Annotated in this window: 13 protein-coding genes; 4 read left to right on the top strand and 9 right to left on the bottom strand. The window is 68.2% G+C overall.

Annotated features, from left to right (window positions below; all coding sequences use genetic code 11):
* Positions 1-17: 17 nt before the first annotated feature.
* Positions 18-1,136 carry a non-homologous end joining protein Ku gene (ku, locus tag OG730_RS14050; RefSeq protein WP_327304556.1) on the bottom strand — a complete coding sequence of 373 codons (1,119 nt, stop codon included), beginning with the start codon at positions 1,134-1,136 and terminating at the stop codon, positions 18-20.
* 31 nt (positions 1,137-1,167) lie between these two features.
* Between ku and ligD the strand changes: the two genes are divergently transcribed.
* On the top strand, positions 1,168-2,052 hold the full coding sequence (gene ligD, locus OG730_RS14045) for a non-homologous end-joining DNA ligase (protein WP_327304555.1): 885 nt from the start codon (positions 1,168-1,170) through the stop codon (positions 2,050-2,052).
* A complete protein-coding gene (locus OG730_RS14040) occupies positions 2,052-2,960 on the top strand; it encodes an ATP-dependent DNA ligase (RefSeq protein WP_327309260.1) in 909 nt (302 codons plus the stop codon). Before ligD ends, OG730_RS14040 begins: the two co-directional genes overlap by 1 nt.
* A 63-nt stretch (positions 2,961-3,023) precedes the next feature.
* On the opposite strand, the gene OG730_RS14035 is transcribed toward OG730_RS14040, so the two are convergent.
* Together OG730_RS14035 and OG730_RS14030 are read right to left on the bottom strand one after the other, a co-directional pair.
* Complete coding sequence (locus OG730_RS14035; protein ID WP_327304554.1) at positions 3,024-3,428, bottom strand: DUF6479 family protein; 405 nt, start codon at positions 3,426-3,428, stop codon at positions 3,024-3,026.
* A gap of 59 nt (positions 3,429-3,487) precedes the next feature.
* Positions 3,488-4,471: an XdhC family protein gene (locus OG730_RS14030; RefSeq protein WP_327304553.1), complete on the bottom strand. Its 984-nt coding sequence runs from the start codon at positions 4,469-4,471 to the stop codon at positions 3,488-3,490.
* A 250-nt stretch (positions 4,472-4,721) separates the two neighbouring features.
* On the opposite strand from OG730_RS14030, the gene OG730_RS14025 reads away from it, so the two are divergent.
* The gene (locus OG730_RS14025) at positions 4,722-6,266 is read left to right on the top strand and encodes a hypothetical protein (RefSeq protein ID WP_327304552.1); all 1,545 of its coding nucleotides are present in this window, start codon (positions 4,722-4,724) and stop codon (positions 6,264-6,266) included.
* Positions 6,148-6,936: a hypothetical protein gene (locus OG730_RS14020; RefSeq protein ID WP_327304551.1), complete on the top strand. Its 789-nt coding sequence runs from the start codon at positions 6,148-6,150 to the stop codon at positions 6,934-6,936. The genes OG730_RS14025 and OG730_RS14020 overlap by 119 nt, the downstream gene beginning before the upstream one ends.
* Before the next feature lie 223 nt (positions 6,937-7,159).
* Here the strand turns inward: OG730_RS14020 and OG730_RS14015 are convergent, their stop codons facing one another.
* The 6 genes from OG730_RS14015 to OG730_RS13990 all read right to left on the bottom strand — a co-directional run bounded on the left by OG730_RS14015 (position 7,160) and on the right by OG730_RS13990 (position 16,872).
* The gene (locus OG730_RS14015) at positions 7,160-9,010 is read right to left on the bottom strand and encodes a DUF262 domain-containing protein (RefSeq protein WP_327304550.1); all 1,851 of its coding nucleotides are present in this window, start codon (positions 9,008-9,010) and stop codon (positions 7,160-7,162) included.
* Complete coding sequence (locus tag OG730_RS14010; RefSeq protein WP_327304549.1) at positions 9,007-10,224, bottom strand: NYN domain-containing protein; 1,218 nt, start codon at positions 10,222-10,224, stop codon at positions 9,007-9,009. Before OG730_RS14010 ends, OG730_RS14015 begins: the two co-directional genes overlap by 4 nt.
* A 532-nt stretch (positions 10,225-10,756) precedes the next feature.
* Positions 10,757-14,140, bottom strand: coding sequence for a type ISP restriction/modification enzyme (locus OG730_RS14005; protein WP_327304548.1), 3,384 nt, complete (start codon positions 14,138-14,140; stop codon positions 10,757-10,759).
* A gap of 136 nt (positions 14,141-14,276) precedes the next feature.
* Positions 14,277-14,729 (bottom strand): cytidine/deoxycytidylate deaminase family protein, encoded by a 453-nt coding sequence (locus OG730_RS14000; RefSeq protein WP_327304547.1) that lies wholly within the window; start codon positions 14,727-14,729, stop codon positions 14,277-14,279.
* Complete coding sequence (locus tag OG730_RS13995) at positions 14,726-15,409, bottom strand: RibD family protein (RefSeq protein WP_327304546.1); 684 nt, start codon at positions 15,407-15,409, stop codon at positions 14,726-14,728. The genes OG730_RS14000 and OG730_RS13995 overlap by 4 nt, the downstream gene beginning before the upstream one ends.
* 44 nt (positions 15,410-15,453) lie before the next feature.
* Entirely contained in the window at positions 15,454-16,872 is a 1,419-nt protein-coding gene (locus tag OG730_RS13990) for a helix-turn-helix domain-containing protein (protein WP_327304545.1), read from the bottom strand.
* Positions 16,873-16,939: the final 67 nt, after the last annotated feature.

Here is a 16,939-nt window from a genome sequence, read left to right as displayed (position 1 = left end):
ACCCGGCGGCGCTCCCCTCAAGCGGAACTCCGCTTGCGCGGCGTCACCGCCTTCTTCGCCGCAGCCCGCGCGGGCTTCACCTCCGCGGCCTTGGCCGAAGCGGTCTTCTTCGCAGCCGCCGCACCGGCCTTCTTCTTCGCCGCGGCGGCAGCCGTCGACTTCCTCGCGGCACCGCGGCCACCCTCGGCGCCGGCCCCCGCCGCCGACGCGGTCGACTTCTTCCCACCCACAGCCTTCGGCGCAGCCGCCCCCGCCGCCGCAGCCTTCTTCCGCCGAATCGGCGTAACCTCCGCCCCAGCTCCCTCCCCCTCCGCCTCCGGCGGCGCAGCCGCCCCCGCCCCCGCCCCCGCCCGCGAAGCCTTGGCCGCCCGCACACTGCTCTCCAACGCCGCCATCAGGTCGATGACCTGCCCACCCGCACCCTCCGCGGGCGGCCCCGGGGCCACGACCGTCTCGCCGAGGCCGTCCGCCTTCGCCGCGACCATCGCCTCCACCGCCTCGCGGTAGTCGTCGCGCAGCGAGTCCATGTCCACTTCCCCCAACGTCGCCATCAGCGCGTCCGCCAGGTCCAGCTCGGCCTCCCGCACCGACACCTCACCCTCGGGCGCGACCCCCTCCGGTACCCGGATCTCGTCCGGCCACAGCAGCCCGTGCATCGCGATCACGTCGTCGACGACCCGCAGCATGCCCAGCCGCTCCCGCCCCCGCAGCGCGTACTTCGCGATCGCGACCTTCCGGCTCCGCTTCAGCGCCTCCCGCAGCAGCGTGTACGGCTTGGCCGCCGTGGCCCCGCTCGCCGCCAGGTAGTAGGCCGCGTCCATCTGCAACGGATCGATCTGATCAGCCGGCACAAAGGAAACGATCTCGATCGTCTTCGCGGTGGCGATCGGCAACTGCGCCAGATCCTCATCGGTGATCGGAATGATCGACCCGTCCGCCTCCTCGTACCCCTTGCCGATCTCGGCGGTCGGCACCTCCTCCCCGTCCAGCTCGCAGACCTTGCGGTAGCGGACGCGCCCGCCATCGCCGATGTGGATCTGGCGGAAGGAGATCGAGTGGCTCTCGGTGGCGTTCACGAGCTTGATCGGAATGCTGACCAAGCCGAAGGAGATCGCCCCGTTCCATATGGATCGCACGGTTCCTCCTGTTTCGTGGCAATCTCATCGTATGACGCCGATCACCCTGGTGGAGGGCCGTCGCATTTCGCTCAGCAACCTCGACAAGGTCCTCTACCCGGAGACCGGCTTCACCAAGGGAGAGGTCCTCCACTACTACGCCACGGTCGCGGGCCCCCTGCTCGCCCACATCCACGACCGCCCGGTGTCCTTCCTGCGCTATCCCGACGGCCCGGACGGACAGCTCTTCTTCACCAAGAACCCGCCGCCCGGTACCCCCGCCTGGGTGAACACCACGCCGGTGCCCCGCTCGGAGGACCTCCGGGCCGAGCAGGTGGTCGTCGCCGACCTGCCCACCCTGATGTGGGCCGCCAACCTCGTCGTCGAGTTCCACACCCCCCAGTGGCCGGCCGGGGCCCCCGCCCTCGCCGACCGGCTGATCCTGGACCTCGACCCGGGTCCCCCCGCCACCGTCGTCGAATGCTCCGCCGCCGCCCTCTGGCTCCGGGACCGCCTCACGGCCGACGGCCTCCACGCCTACGCCAAGACCTCCGGCTCCAAGGGCCTCCATCTGGCGGTACCCCTCGAACCGACCCCCTCCGAGCACGTGTCGGCGTACGCGAAGGCCCTCGCCCAGGAAGCCGAGCGCGAGCTCCCCGAGCTCGTCGTGCACCGGATGGCCAAGGCGCTGCGCCCCGGGAAGGTCTTCGTCGACCACAGCCAGAACGCCGCCGCCAAGACCACGGCCGCCCCGTACACCCTGCGCGCCCGCACCCTGCCCACGGTCTCCGCCCCCCTCTCCTGGCCCGAGGTCGAGGCCTGCCGCACCCCCTCCGACCTGGTCTTCCTGGCCGACGACATCGCCCCCCGCCTCGCCCGCGACGGAGACCTCTTCGCGCCCCTCCTCGACGCCTCCCGGGCCGGACGGCTCCCGTGATCACCGTCGCCCTCGCCGCCGCCGTACGGACCCTGCCGCGCGGGCCCGGTCTCGCGTACGAGCCCAAGTTCGACGGCCACCGCCTCGTCATCGTCCGCACCGACCGGGCCGTTGACGGGGTCGTCCTCCAGGCCCGCTCCGGCCGCGTCGTCACCGCGGCCTTCCCCGACCTCGCGGCGGCCGCCCACCAGCTGCCCGCCGGAACCGTCCTCGACGGGGAGGTGGTCGTCTGGCACGCGGGCCGCACCGACTTCGCGCTCGTACAGCGCCGGGCCGCCGTCGCCTCGGCCGCGCGGGCCGCCGTACTGGCCCGGACGCTGCCGGCCTCCTACGCGGCGTTCGACGTCCTGGAACTCGCCGGCCTGGACCTGCGCGCCCGTCCGTACGAACGCCGGCGCGCCCTCCTCGTGGACCTCCTCCTGCCCCTGGGCCCGCCGCTCCAGCCGGTCCCCATGACCACGGACCCCGAGCTGGCGGAGACCTGGTACGAGACCCTGCCCGCCAGCGGCATCGAGGGCCTGGTCGTGAAACGGATGGACGAGGCCTACCCGGCCGGCCGCCGGTCCTGGCGCAAGCTCCGCCACACCAACGTCCGGGACGCGGCGGTGGTCGGCTACACGGGCACCGCCCGCCGCCCCCTCGCCCTCGTCCTGGTCCTGCCGGTCGGGGACGAGACCCCGCTGGTGTCGAGCCCCCTGACGGCGCCGCTCCGCACCGAGGTGGCGGCGGCGGTAGCCACCCGGGCCCTGGGGGCGGCCGGGGCCGGCACGGTCACCGGCACCATCACGGCGATCGGCCTCGGCGAAGTCCCCTTCCACCCCCTGGACCCGCCGCTGACGGCCGAGGTCCGCCACACCTCGACCCGGCACCCGCCACCGGAGGTCCTGCGCCTGCGCACAGACCTGTGACCCGCGGCGGGGCCGCGGGTCACAGGTCGGACTGCCGGCTCAGTGGTCCGTCCTCGTCCGTGTTCAGTCGTGCGCACCGCGGCCCGAGTTCGGCGGGGAACCGGGCTGGGCGTGCGGTCCCGGCCCCTCGACGTGCCGGTGCTCCGCCTCACGCCGGGCCCGGACCTCCTCCGGATGGAGCGAGGTGGTGGAGCCGAAGTTCCCGTACCCCTGCATCTCGTGCGGGCGCAGCCCGTTCTCGGGGAAATCCACGTACTCCCGCTCCTCGGAGACCTCGTACACCGCACCGCCCTCGGGCAGGTGCGGCTGGCTCTCGGGAGAGGGGGGTGCGGGTTCCTGTGCCCGGACCCGCTTGCCCAGCAAGAAGCCGCCGAGCAGGAAGCCGACCACGATGAGCCCGACGACCAGGAACCACGCGATGTTGGTCAGTGTTCTGTCCACCGCGAGGAAGATCAGAGTCGTGTCCATACAACCCATTTTCCCGCATCAGCGCCCATTTCACCCGATCACGCCCGCGAGCCGGGCCCTCACCCCTTGAGGGGGCCGTCCGCGTCCCGCACCCCGCGCACCTCGCGACCACCGAGCACCGCCAGGATCTCCGCACAGATGGCCAGCGCCGTCTCCGCCGGCGTCTGTCCGCCCAGATCCAGCCCGATCGGCCCGTGCACCGTCCGCAGCAGGTCCTCGCCCACCCCCGCCGCGAGCAGTCCCTCGCGGCGCCGCGCGGTGGTCTTGCGGGAGCCGAGCGCACCGACGTAAGGGACGCCCAGCGCGAGCGCGGTCCGCAGCGTCGGCACGTCGAACTCCGGGTCATGGCTCAGCATCGCCAGACAGGCGGCGTCCCGCCGCGCCCCGAGGAGCTTCTCGGCCCCACCCACATCGGTGACGACACTGACCTCCCACCCGAGCAGCCGGGCCTGGGCCTCGATGACCTCGGCCAGCTCCCCGCCTCCGCCGATCACCACGTACGGAGCCGACGGGTACGCCTCCACGAGCACCAGCCCGGAGCCCGCGTACAACGCGTCCCGCCCGGGCCGCCGCGTCCGCAGCAGCTCCCCGGCCCGCCGCTCGGCGTCACCGGAAGGCTGATCGGCCCCCCGCACGACACCACTCACAGCCTGATCCGCCCGCTCGTTCAACTGGGTCACGAGCGCGACCCCGACCCCCTGCCCGAGCAGCTCCCACCACTCACCGGGAATCGCCGCCAGCGGCTGCAACAGCACCTCGGCCTGCCCGCCACACGTCAGCTTGGCCTCAACGGCTTCCCCGGCCCCCACGGAAACCTCACACACCCGAGCGGTCTCCCCGCCCCCCATGGAGGCGGCCTCCGCCACGAGCTCGGCATCGAACACCCCCCGGTACAGGGCCCCGACACACTCACCACCCACATCCACGAGCACCGCTCCGGCGGGATCCCGGGGCCCGAAGCCCTGCTCGGTCACGGGCCGCGCCAGAAACCCGACCCGCCCCTCGGCCACCCACCGCCGCGCCGTCTCCACCAAGTCACGCATTCCGCGCCGCCTCACAGTCAGAGCACGCCACAAAGCACCAGATCAGCAACCCCAAGTGGCCTCCCCACCAACCTACGCACGCCCACCCCCGCCCCCCACCCCCCAAAACCCACAGACCCACCCCCACATCCTTCGTACGGACCACCGGAATGCGCGGGCCCACCCCGGCCCCGGACGGCAGCTCTACCCGGTAGACGTAAAAGAAGGCGGACCACGAGTGGCGGCCGCGCCGCGCCCCTAGGCTGCCGGGATGACCACCGCCATCACGCCCTTTCCCCTCGACGTGGACTCCTTCCTTGCCCGAGCCGAAGAGCGGGGCGCCCCGCTGGACGCGCGGGCGGCGGAGGCCGTCCTCGGCCTGCTGGTCCTGGGCGGGGCCCGCTGCCGGACGGGCCTGCCCGAGCCCACCGAGGAGCTCGCCGAGGAACTGCTGCATCTACTGCTCCCGCTCTACGTCAGCGCCGCCGCGGAGGAGCTGCCGGGCTTCGTCACCGCGCTGGCCTCGCTGGCCGACCACACGCACGAGGCCGGCCGTCTCAATGCCAAGCGGCACGCGAAGCTCGTGGCCCGGGTGCACGAGCTGGCAGAGGGCTTCGGGCAGGCGATGACGAGCCCCGACCGCCTCACCTGGCCGCGGCTCTACGGGAACCTGGTGCGTGCGGCGGGAGTTGACGACAACGACCCCCAGGCGGTGCGCGACTGGCTGGAGACGTTCGCCGCGCTCCCCTACGCCGAGCGGAACGCCGCGCTGGGCTTCGTAGCCTCCTCGTCCGCGAATGAACCGCTCTCCGCGGCGGCTTACGCGCAGGCCCTCTGCGCGGAACGCTCAAACCAGGCCCGTCTGCTGCTCACCGCCCGACTGGAGGCGGTGACGACCACCGGGGCCCCAGCCGGCGCGCAGGAGGACTGGTACGACGAACAGGCGGGCCTGCTCGCGGACCGCTGGACGGCAGCCGGGCTCGACGCCCTGCTGCGCGGCCCCTTCGCGCACCTGGCGCCGGGGGGCGGCGATGCTCCCGGCCGCGCCCTCCTCGCCCTCGTCGAGGCGATGGCCTTCCAGCACGTGGAGATGTACGGCGAGGAACTCGCACCCATGCCCCCGGCCCCACTGCCGGCCTCCCCCCAGGAGCAGGCCACGCTGCTGCGTGCCGCCCCCCTGCCCCAGCTCCTGGCGCGAGCCGCCGCCGACCCGCAGGGTGCGGACGACCGAACGCGCGAACTGGCCCTGGCGAGCGGGTTCCTGGTGCGTCGGGAACCGGGCGGCACCCCGAGCGCGGGACCATCGGCCGAAGCATGGCGCGACGGCGGTCCCGCCGAGCTGACCGGACTTGGCCTGAACCTCTTCGGCGCCCTGCTGGCGCAGCTGGCCGAGGAGGACGAGACGGCCGAACAGTTCGACGGCGAGCACCTGCTGACCCTCTACGGCCTGTCCGAGCGGGCGGGGGCGGCGCAGTCCGTGGCCCGACTGGCCGCCCTGAACGACATGTGGTTCATCCCGCCGGGTCACGAGAGCGACCCCGCCCCGTCCGTCCCGGCCACCGGAGCCTACGAACTGCCCGCCCCCCAGGCCCTGTCCGCCGTACTCGGGCTTCCGTCACTCACCGAGTCCGACCGCACGGACCTGATCCCGGGCGCGGCCCGGCTCGCGCGCCTGATGGACCGCCTGGAGGTGCTGGGTGTCACCCAGCACCTCCGGCGATGCCCTCACCCTCACCCCACTCGGCACCTCCTTGCTGCGCGACGCCCTCCTCCTGGGCATCGGAGGCGAAGCCGCCGATGTCTTCCCCACTCATGACCAGGTGCTCGCCTGGGATGCGGAACGGCTCGTCGCGGGCGCCCAGTGGTGGCCGAAGAGGGCCGCCCGGCAGGCCGTCGCCCACTGGCTGGCCGCGCGGGGCTCCGATGGATGGCCCCCCTTCTTCGACGCGCTCTCCGCCGACCGCCCCGAGGAGGAGCCCGCCAGGCGGCGAGCGCTGCTCGCCGCCCTGGACGCGACGGCCGTGCCCGACGATGCCCTGTACGGACTGCTGGCGGACCCCGTCCTGGGCGGCTGGGCCGAACACACCCTGCACGCACGCGGCCAGGCGCTCGAGACCTCCACGGTCCCGCTGTCGGCCCGCGCGGTGTACCTAATCGACGAGCTCGAATCCGTACGGCGCGGCGCATCCCTCGACCACCGCTTGACGGCGGACCCGGATCAGGAGGAGCCCGAACTGTTCGCCGCGCTCCACGCCGCCTTCGACAAGGCCGCGTCAACCTGGCCCGGCGGCCCCCCGGCCCTCCTCACCGCCCTCATCGGGGCGGACCCGTACACGGCCGCCTTCCTGGCGCAGCAGCTCGCACACCACCCTGACCGCACCACCGCCAACCAGGCCCGCCGAGCCTTCCACACCAGCGCAACGACCCGCTCCCGGGGCACGAAGAAGCCCGCGAAGCGCGTCGGAGGGAAGCGCAAGCGCCGCTGACGGGTCGGCGCACGTGCGCGACGAACGCCGGCCAGGCGCAGGGCGCTTGGCCCGAATCCCTGAACAAGACGCCGAACGTTGGCGCCTTCGGCCACACGGTGGAGAGCACCCTCGGCAAGGACCCGAACGAACACGGCTCCAAGTAGCTGAGCCGGCGCGATCACCGCGAGGCGGTCATCTCAGGAGCGATCGTCCACACCTACACGACCGGTGGGGTGGTCGGTCATTGGTCGGCGCTTCCCGTGGCGACGGATGCGGCGAACAGCTCGGCCGCCGAAGGCCAGATGCGCAAGGCAAGCGAGGCGAGATGGGCACCCCGGTCACGGATACGGTGCTCGTCCCATGACGAAGCCCATTCGCTGATGTCGGAGGTGGGTGGGGGATTGAGCAGCGTGCCGTGGGTGAGTCGCAGGAGGCTGTGCTCACCGAGCCACTGGCGCTTGCTGTCCCACGCCATGTTGCCGAGGGTGGGATTGAGGCGGGCCGTGACCAGGGTCAGATTGCCGAGGGTGTGAACCAGCTCGTCACGGTCTGCCCCTTCGTTTGGATCACCCTCAAGCGGAGGCCAATTCTCGCGCCAGCTCTGCGGCATGACGTGCTCGATCGTCAGCTTCGCACCGAGCTGATCGCCGACAGGGGCGGTGAGCTGCTCCGTGTGGTCGGTACGCAGCTCGTCCTCCAGCGCCTCCAGGAGGATGCGGACGCGATGGCGGTAGAGACGGGCGTACAGGGGGTCCTGCTCCAGCGCCGTGCGGAACTCGGCGTCGGACGGCCAGTGCCGGTGCTGGCCACGCATCGCCGAAAGGGTCTTGCCGATGACTTCGTCCGCGTGCTCGGGCTCCTGCGCCGCCGCGGCCACGAGCTCGCGGAAGACGTGGTTGTAGTCGCGGTTGCTGAGGTTGAGGATCGCCCGTCTCACCAGATAGCTGTCGATGGCGCGGACGGCGTTGCGACGGCGCTCGGGCGACAGCACGTCGTCGCTCAGGCCGTAGAGGAAGAGCAGCAGCGGCATCGGCGTAGACATCTGCATGACCTTCATCCGGTACAGGAACCGGCCCTCGACGCCGTGCGACGGATACTGGTCGAGGCGTTCGTAGATCTCGGCGTACCGCGTCAGTTCCGCGAATACCTCCTCGGTGGGAACGGAGGCGGAGCGCAGCCAGCGCTCGAACTCCTTGAACAGCGCCGAAGAGGTGAATTCGCGCTGGGTGCGCATCGTGAGCCAATAGGTCAGGAACACGTCGAGGCGGCTTCGCGTGATGCGGCCGGTTGTCTGCTCGGTCCGCCACTCAGCCTGGTCGAAGGGAGCCCAGTAGGTCTTGTAGAGGCGGTCGATGTCCGCACCGGCGTGTTCGGCGTCCCGGAAGAGCAGGTTCTTGACCAGGTCCGCGTGTTCCAGCGGCGTGCCACGGCTGTTGAGGGTCTCGAAGACGACCTGCGCGTCGTCGTGCTCCTCCAGGTCGATGACGACCAGTCGCAGATGCTCCCGCATCGTCTGGACCAGCGCCCCGAGCCGCTCCTGCGGTTCGGGTGCCTCCGCCAGCCACTTGTCGATCTCCTGCTGGAAGTAGCCGACTGCCGAAATCAGCCGGCCGGTCCCGCCCTTGCCGAGCATGACGGAACGGAACTCCGCGCGGTCGGCGTTCGTGGGCCAGACCTTGTAGAGGTGGTCGGGATGCCGGGCACGGTCGAACAGGTCCTCGTCGTTCTCCAGGAACTTGCTGAGCAGCCGTACGGACTTCTCGTGGTCCCGGGAAGTCGCCGACAGCCTCGCCGCGAAAAGGAAGAGCTGGAGCGTCGTCAGGCGCTGCTGCCCGTCGATGACCTGCCGGGTCTCGAGGTCCGATGACATATGGGGTGCCTCGTCGAAGACGACGGCGCCGAGAAAGTGCGGCGCGACGGCCTCCCCGGCCTGCGCCGCCTGCTCGGACCTCTCGACCGTGCGGCGGATGTCCTCCCACAGGGCGGCCCAGTTGTCGTCCCTGTCCCAGACATACGGACGCTGGAACAGCGGCACCGTATACCGGACGTCCCTGCCGAAAATCCGTCGAAGATCGACCGTGTCAGCCTTCATGGGTCCCCTCCCTCATGCGAACGGTCACCACCGTAGCGATCTCCGGTTCGCCGGACAGCGACTCGGCCCGATCCGCCCAGTGCGATACAGGGCGGGTGCGGGCCGCGGTTTGGACGCCACCGGCGATGCGCGCCGGGGGACGCGAGGTTGGGCCGTCGCGAGGTGAAGACCCAGATGCCCTGTGACTGGGTGGCGCCCAGCACGCGGCCGGGTGCCCGTCGCCAAGGGTTCGCCTTCTGGAAGGGGCCGAAGTTGTCGTTCGACACGATCACACCGGCCACCTCCTCGGCGATGCTGATCACCAGGGCGTCGCCTACGCCCTCGGTCCCGGCCGGGGGCTGGACGACGGTGCCGGCGGCGATGGCCGCCTCGACCTGGGGCCGCGCGGCCTCGGACACGTCGTGGCGGAGGGTGGCATCGACGACGACATGCATGTCCCGATCGCGGTGGTTGAACCTCAGGGACTTGATGGCCGCCCGCAGCGCGGCGAAGCTCGGCTTTCCTCCCGCTCCACGCGGAGGGCGTCCGTTCCACGCCAGGTTCGAGCCGTCCACGACCAGGGGTGCGGCCGATGGCGCGCCCCCCAGCCCTGTCCTGGCCCTTGGCGCGGGCCCGGGAGTGGGTGACTGCACGGCGAAGGGATTGCGGTCGGGCTGTGCCTTCGTGACGGGGGCCTGCTGCGGGTGCGTCGGTTCGGGTGCGGTTCGGCCCGTGGGGCGCAGAGCGAGCAGGCGGTCGAGTTCCTTGTGGATTTCCGGGGGAACGGCCCCGTCCCCGAACACCTCGACCTCGCCGTCGAGTTGCGATCGATCAGGGCGCTGAAACGGCGTCGCGGGGCCCACGGCGGGGATCTGGCTGCTGCCTCCGATCATCAGCACGGCAGTGAGGTCACCGGGATCGATCCGGGCCTGCTCGAGGCGCTCCTCGACTGTCCGCCGGCCCTCGATGGCGTCGTGGAACCAGAGGCCGGGTTCGTAGCAGACACGTACGGCGGCCAGGGCCCGCGCCGTATCGAACAGGTGGCTGTGCGCGGCCTTGTTCCGGTCGCGCCGCAAGCGGTCGAAGTCGTCACGGATTTCGGGGACGAGGACTCCGGCACGGACCAGCGCGGTCAGGCGGTCGACCTGTCGGTCGCCCTCGATCCGCATGCCGATCCGGCTGATCAGCTCCTCAGCGAGGACCTCGCCGTACTGGCCGGCCTGAACCAGGGACAAGTTGGGGTTCTTGAACACCGTGGCCTCGGCCGAGGCGCCATGAAGAGAGAAAGGAGGGGCTGGTGCTGCTAGAGGACACCGAAGTTGGGTGACCCCTTCGCGAAATCACGGAGCCTGTCGTCCACGCATATGTCCCCCGAAGGCTGCTGGTCTGCGGGTACCCATGGTGCGTAACACAAAAAGACCCTCCGAACAGTACTGGCACTGTTTGGAGGGTCTCTGTGGCACTTCCTGCGAAGTGCCCCCGGCAGGATTCGAACCTGCGCACACGGCTCCGGAGGGCATACACATGTGTTGCGTGAAATTGCTCTGACCTGCACCGACATGGCGAGTGTTACTGGTTGGTCGTGGCTTCACACGCCATGCACAGGATCCTGTGGGCTAGTTGACTGAGCGAGGGGATGCGCGATGTGCGTGCGGGGCAGACAGCTCGACGGATGACTGAGTGCCGGGCGCTACCGCAGCCCGCCCGGTCTGACCGTCACCAGACTGCGATGAGCTCCTAGTCGATTTCGTTCGCCACATCTTGCCGTTACAAGAAGTCGATCGTTTCCTGGTGGCCGTCGCCGGGCTTGGGGTGCGGCACTCTCGGCACCTTTGGCTCCTTCTTCGCCGATTCAGGAATAGGGAGGACCGAGCGCTGTGTCAACTCATCCACTCCGATCAACGGCCCCTCCGCGATGGCCCTTAGCAGGCGCGCTTGCTCAGGTTCCAAAGCGGCTAGGAGGCCGAGAACATTCAAAAGGTTCAAGAGTTCAATCGTGTAGTCTGCAGGCCATTCTTGCGGCACCACGTCATTCAATGGCGTCTGGCGCTCGACATCGGGATTAAGCTTGCGAAAGCCAAACCATTTTCGAACGACTTGGACGCCCCCAATTCTGTACTCCCAGACCTCAGGTGCGACGGGCGTGATTGTGCCTCCGCCAAGCACGAGTGCCTGGTTATTGGCGTCGTAGGTCAAAGACTCGGGGAATCCGTGAGGGCTCTCACCAATTGCCTCGGGATTCTTAGGCCTTTGTCCTTCTGGGAGGCGTGGCTCTGCACGCGGTCGCCCTGCTTTAGCGTCCACATATCGCTCACCATAAGTGTGCAGCCATATAACCCTCTTGCCGATCTCGACGACTTCCTGCCACAGCGCTGGGTTTCTGGTGAGAGGTATATGAACTCCGCGGGCGCTCAGCTGCTGCTGGTACCGCTCGGTGTAGCCAGAGTGACTTGCGCTCCCGGCGATGTATGCCAGAAGATCCTCAGGGGTGACCGAAACCCCCAGAACGCTGGAGAGCGTAGCCACCAGGCTAGGCGTGACGTTCGGCTGCTGACTTAGCGGGTCGCGATACAGTGGCATCACGCGCCCACCCTCGGTGCCCTTGAAATGATGCATGTCCGGAATGAGGTTCGTGAAGCTAACCGCCGGCCCAGGGCGCCCCGATTCTGTATGGAGCTCGGAAAGGAATACCTGTCGATTGCTCTGGACGAAGAAGAGTGAGGGGCGGGGGCGGTCGATAACCCGGCGGTCGGCGACTAGGTACTGCCGGTCGAAGGTCATCCGCCCGTAGCGTTCCACCTGCGGGATTTCGTTTTTCTCTTCGGCTAGAATTCCCTGCCATTCACCTCCCGGCAAGGGCTGCTCTAGCTTGTCCGGATGGCGATCCCCGGTGCTCTTCATCAAGGCAGCCTTACGGTTCTTGGGTGCCTTGATGAGCATCTTCCAGCGCTTGTTCAGTATTTCCTCGCTCGGAGAGACCGGCCAACTCCGGTTGTTCTTGTTCCCGGACGATGCCCACGGAAGCAATTCATCCAGAGAGGGCATGTTCGACCAGTCCTCGCTGGCTGCAGGCTGGAATGGATCCGTAAGGGCATCCGAACACGTCTGCCAGGGCGAACCATCCTCGTGGCCATCCAGTCCGAGGTCGCCGAGCCAAGCGAATTTTTCGTCGCGGTGACCTTGAGGGGCATCGAGCCTGCGCACTACTGCAGGGGTGTCGGGGTCCGGATCTCCTCGGCGGACAAAGATCGCAATGCACACCTCTCGTTTAACGAGTGGGAAGACTCGGGTCCGGGCCTTCGAATACGGACCCTCCGGTGTTAGACCGATGATCCAGCCCTCGTCCGCCGACTTTCTGAGGTAGCGACGCATCCCCGCAGCGCCCTTGCTGTCGAGGAATCCTGCATTCGTAATGAAAGCAATGACGCCCGAGGGGGCATTGGGCTCGCCCGTAGTGGCCATCACCTGATCAAATACCTTCCAGGTGGCCCAGGCCCAGAAGTAGACATAGAGGTTGTCCAAGGCGTACCCGGTTCTACCGATGTCGGGTGCGCGAAAGCGGTTCAGGATGGGTGGGAGATTATTTCCACCTCCCTCCGATATCCACTTGCCTTGGCCTGCGGCCTTAGCGCCCTTGAGGTACGGAGGGTTGCCGATCACAACCATGACCTTTTCCTCGGCCTTGATCTTATTGGCTGCCCTTCGGTGCTGGGCGATAGCGTCATAGATGAAGCCGAGGTGCTGCTCGACGGCTGGATCGTCGAGAGTGTCCGCTACGTGCAGCCTAATTGCATTATCGGCGACCTCGGTTTGATGTGCCTTGAAGGCGTGGCTGAGGCGCAGCTCGGCGACTGCGTAAGGGCCGGTTTGCTTCTCAAATCCTATAAGGCGGCCGGCGAGCTTACGAAGGAGGCCTGGCTTGAGTCCGCTGTCATACTCGCGCTCGATGTCCTTGGCAACGCGGTTGATCACATTGATGAGGAAGGTTCCGGTTCCAGTGGCAGGGTCGACTACGGTTACATCTTCGCTGCCGAATCCCTTGCTCTGTCCGAGCCGCTCTCGCAATATCTTGTCGGTGAAATCGACCATAAAGCTTACGATTTCATTCGGCGTGTAGTATGTGCCGGTTTTCTGGCGCAGCTGTGGGTCGTAAGCGCTCAGGAAACCCTCGTAGAAATGCAGATATGCGTCGCCGCTATCGTCCTTGAATAGGTCCGAGTCGACCTTGGATATGACCTGGACCATGATTCCGACTACGCCGCGCAGATCGTCCAAAGCGTCGTCCGTAAGGACGGCCAGAGCCTTGCCCATCAGTGAATGGCTCTTGCCGAGTTTCCTTGCTGCTTCTGCTAGCGGCAAGTCTTCCAGGTCAATGCCCTCAATCCTGGCCAGGAGTAAGGCGAAGGTGAGCGTCTGCGCGTACTGGTCGGCAAATGACTCCGGAGTCGCGTCAGGGAATAGTAAGTCTCGCCAGTTCTCCGCCAGCACTGTGAAGGCTTGGGTCGTCTCTCCCCGAGCTTCGCGAGCGAGGCGCTCGCGAACCTCATCTCGCAACAGTGCACACAACCCGGCGACCCGCTTCACCAAGTCGCTGAGACTGCTCGGCTTGGCCGGAACCCATCCGAGGAAGAGGGCTATCAGCTGCTCGAATCGGTCGTCTGCCGGTGTGAAACTGCCTGAGCCGCGATCGAAGTCACCAACGAGTCGAGCTGCGGCGCCGATCTGGACGCCCCCTCGGTACAGCGCCCAGTCGTAGCCATCGGTGTAGAGAAGGTTAGGTAACACCTTGATCTTGGTCCACTGTTCGTGGTCGTGGCTACTAGTCGCCCATTTCGTCGGGTCGACGCCTTTGCCCGGCGCTTTCAGCTCGACGTGCCCGATGACCTTTCCGCCCACGCTGATAGCGAAGTCGGGACGGGCGTTTAGCTTCTTGATTTTGTGTTGACCGTGAGCGATAAGGCCGACGTTCTGGCGGCTGGCCATTCCCCTAAGTAGTTGCTCGGTCGGGGCTGTCAGTGCGTCTTCCCTGCCGCTGTCTTTGCCCCCCGCACCCTGGAGCTTGGCCGAGATGTCTTGCCCGAACCTTAAGACAAGGTCGGGCACCGACTTCTTTGGCTTTCCGTGTAGACCGTCGTTCACGTACGCCACCATCAGCCCCCCGTCGCAGCACTTCAAGGCGATGATCGTACGAGGGTGGTGGGTGATTAGTCGATGCGGAACGACGTATGAGAATGATGCCTGAGGTGATAATCGGCCATGTTGTGTCCTGATTCCCGCGGGTTGCGGGTCATGCCAGCAGGTGGGCATTCACCGCGCGTGCCTGATAGGCCAGCTCGGTGACTTCAACTACCTCGGTGGCCTCTGCTCGGAGGGTCTCCACTCCCACGCAGTCAGCCACCAGGAGGCTCGGCTCTCGCCAGGCGATGACCACGCGGCGGATGGGGGAGCGGAGGATGAGCTGGGTGCAGGTGAGGGGGCGGGACCTGCGCTCAGAGCAGGGTTCCAGCGTGCTGTAGAGCGTGGCGCCAGCCAGGCGGGGGTCGTCCGCTGGGAGCTTGGCCAGGGCGGATTCTTCGGCGTGGACGTGGGCGTCCGTCTCGCGGGAGTAGCCGTGGGCGAGTTCCTCGCCGTCGGCGCGCACGATGATGGCGCCGACGGAGAAGGCCCCGTCTGCCGGCGGGCACTTGCGGGAGAGTTCGATGGCCCGCTCCATCCACGTCACATCGTCGGCGTGCGTCATGCGGAACCCTCCTGCTTGGGCAGGTAGCGGAGAAGGACCACGTCGCCGATGGTGCTTGCCTCGGCGAGGTGCATGCGGCGAGTGGAGCCGCCGGGGTAGCTGGCGGGGTTCAGGAAGCGGGGGGCGCCCGGGTCGCCGACGACCAGAGGGGCGATGGCGAGGTGGATCTCGTCCGCCAGGCCCTGGGAGAGGAAAGCCGTGTGGATCTGTCCGCCGCCTTCCACCATCAGCCGCTCTATGCCGCGGGCTCCGAGGTCGTCCAGCAGGACGCCGAAGTCGATGGCCGGGCCCGTGGAGACCACGTCCGCCAGGCCGGCCAGCCGCTCGCGGAGCTTCTCCTCGCCCGCGTCCGTGGTGTAGGCGAGCTTCTCTCCGCCGTGGTGCCAGAACTTCAGGTCGGCCTCCAGGTCTCCGCTCGCGGAGATGGTGACCTTGAGCGGGTAGGCAGGCTTTCCTGCGGCCACCCGGGCCGCGCGCCGCTCGTCGCTGTTCACCAGCAGCCGGGGGTTGTCCGACCGCATCGTGCCGGCGCCGATCAGGATGGCGTCGGATTCGGCACGCACCTGGTCTACCCGGTCGAAGTCCTCGCTGTTGCTCAGCAGAAGACGCGAGGTGCTGGTGTCATCGATGTAGCCATCCACGGATGTGGCCACGCTCAGCAGAACGTAGGGGCGGGGCATTAGGGGTCTCCTTCTGTTGCTGGTCACGGGTGGAGGGAGCCTGTTCAGGCCTGGCGCAGTACTGCCTCGGTCAGAGCATCCTTGAAGTCGCTCACGCCAGGGACCGTACGCCACTGATCAAGTTCTCCATCGAGCTGGGCCAGCTCGCGCGTGATGCGGTCGGAACCGGTGTCCTTCGCAACGGCCAGTGCCTGAAGTCCGATGGAGGCTGCCTGCTCGGCCTCGCCCGCGCGCGCCAGGGAAACAGCCTCCCGCCCCAGGTAGACCCCGCGGTCGCGGTGGTAGCCGGCGGGCAGTCTGCTGATGGCATTCCGGAAGCCTGCAGCCGCTCCGCGGTGGTCCCCGAGAGCCGCGAGACTGTGTGCTCGCTGAACGTCGATGTACGCGCCATCGAGCCAGACCCCCCAGGGGGAGCTGGGATCCGGGTCCATGCTGGCGTGCAGTTCCCGTGCGTGCTCGTACGCCCGCTGGGCCATGAGCTGGTCGTTCCGCAGCGCGTGGCCGTGGGCCCCGTACGTAGCCGCCACTGCGGCCAGGCGACTCCTCGGCGCGGCTCGGTCCTCCGCGGCTTCGGCGACGTCCACCGCCTCGATCGGGTCGTTCATGTCGCCGGCGAGCTGGCTGCGCCGCGCCAGGATGTACGTGGTCAGTTCGTCGTCACCGGCCATGTGGGAGGCCTCCAGAGCCTCACGCATCCAGTGTTGGGCGGCACGGAAGTCCCCGAGGTCCTGATAGAGCCAGCCGCACAGCTCGGAGTACTGGGTCTGCAGCTGGAGCAGCTGTCGGCGATCGGTTCCGCGGCGATCCGCGCGCAGTTCCTTGATGGCGGCGATCTGCTGCTGGACCGTCGGTATCACCCGATGGGGACCGAACAGGTTGTCGTTGTCGATCAGCACGCGTCGGGTTGCTTGGAGAAGCTCGATCGGGTCGGCCCCGGAGGCGATGAGATCGGATCGTGGGGCAGGAATCGCTGCCGATGAGAGGTCGGAGGTTGCAGCGATGGCGGCACCAGCGCCAAGTGCACCGATCAGAGCCCTTCGGGACAGGGACACGAAGATGATCCTTCCGTCATCGGAACGTACGGGGACGGACATCCCCTCCTCAGACGGTGCCTGAATCTCTGGTTCCTCAGCCAGGGCCACAAGGTCGTTGGCCACATGGGGCCCTCGATTAGCCACATCCCCCTGGGGGAGGGCGTCAAGGCTGACCCCTTCGAGGATCGATGCGTGGAGCCGGACGAGCGAGCCGCTCGCGCCGAGGGCATCGTCGTATGCGCGGACCAGATCGGCTGATGCGGCCTGGCCGCCGCGCTCAACGCGGGCCATGTAGCTGGTGTTGAACAGGATCGATCGGCTGAGCTTGCCCAGCGATAAGCCCCGCTGTGTGCGCCAGGCGCGCATCTCGGCGCCGAGGTAGTGCTGAGGGCTTGCATGCGGTGTCAGGTCGTTCGGTCGCTGCCCCACTCATCCCCCCTCATGCGGCCTATGTGGCCGCTCTCTGGCGGCCACATGGCGTATCTGTCGGTCAGTC

It is taken from the genome of Streptomyces sp. NBC_01298 (assembly GCF_035978755.1).
Lineage (GTDB): Bacteria > Actinomycetota > Actinomycetes > Streptomycetales > Streptomycetaceae > Streptomyces.
This window is presented reverse-complemented; position numbering and strand designations above follow the sequence as displayed.

Coding starts and splice junctions, on each gene's coding strand:
- ligD (WP_327304555.1), top strand. CDS start 1,168: ATGACGCCGATCACCCTGGTGGAGGGCCGTCGCATTTCGCTCAGCAAC.
- OG730_RS14035 (WP_327304554.1), bottom strand. CDS start 3,428: ATGGACACGACTCTGATCTTCCTCGCGGTGGACAGAACACTGACCAAC.
- OG730_RS14030 (WP_327304553.1), bottom strand. CDS start 4,471: ATGCGTGACTTGGTGGAGACGGCGCGGCGGTGGGTGGCCGAGGGGCGG.
- OG730_RS14025 (WP_327304552.1), top strand. CDS start 4,722: ATGACCACCGCCATCACGCCCTTTCCCCTCGACGTGGACTCCTTCCTT.
- OG730_RS14015 (WP_327304550.1), bottom strand. CDS start 9,010: ATGAAGGCTGACACGGTCGATCTTCGACGGATTTTCGGCAGGGACGTC.
- OG730_RS14005 (WP_327304548.1), bottom strand. CDS start 14,140: ATGGTGGCGTACGTGAACGACGGTCTACACGGAAAGCCAAAGAAGTCG.
- OG730_RS14000 (WP_327304547.1), bottom strand. CDS start 14,729: ATGACGCACGCCGACGATGTGACGTGGATGGAGCGGGCCATCGAACTC.
- OG730_RS13995 (WP_327304546.1), bottom strand. CDS start 15,409: ATGCCCCGCCCCTACGTTCTGCTGAGCGTGGCCACATCCGTGGATGGC.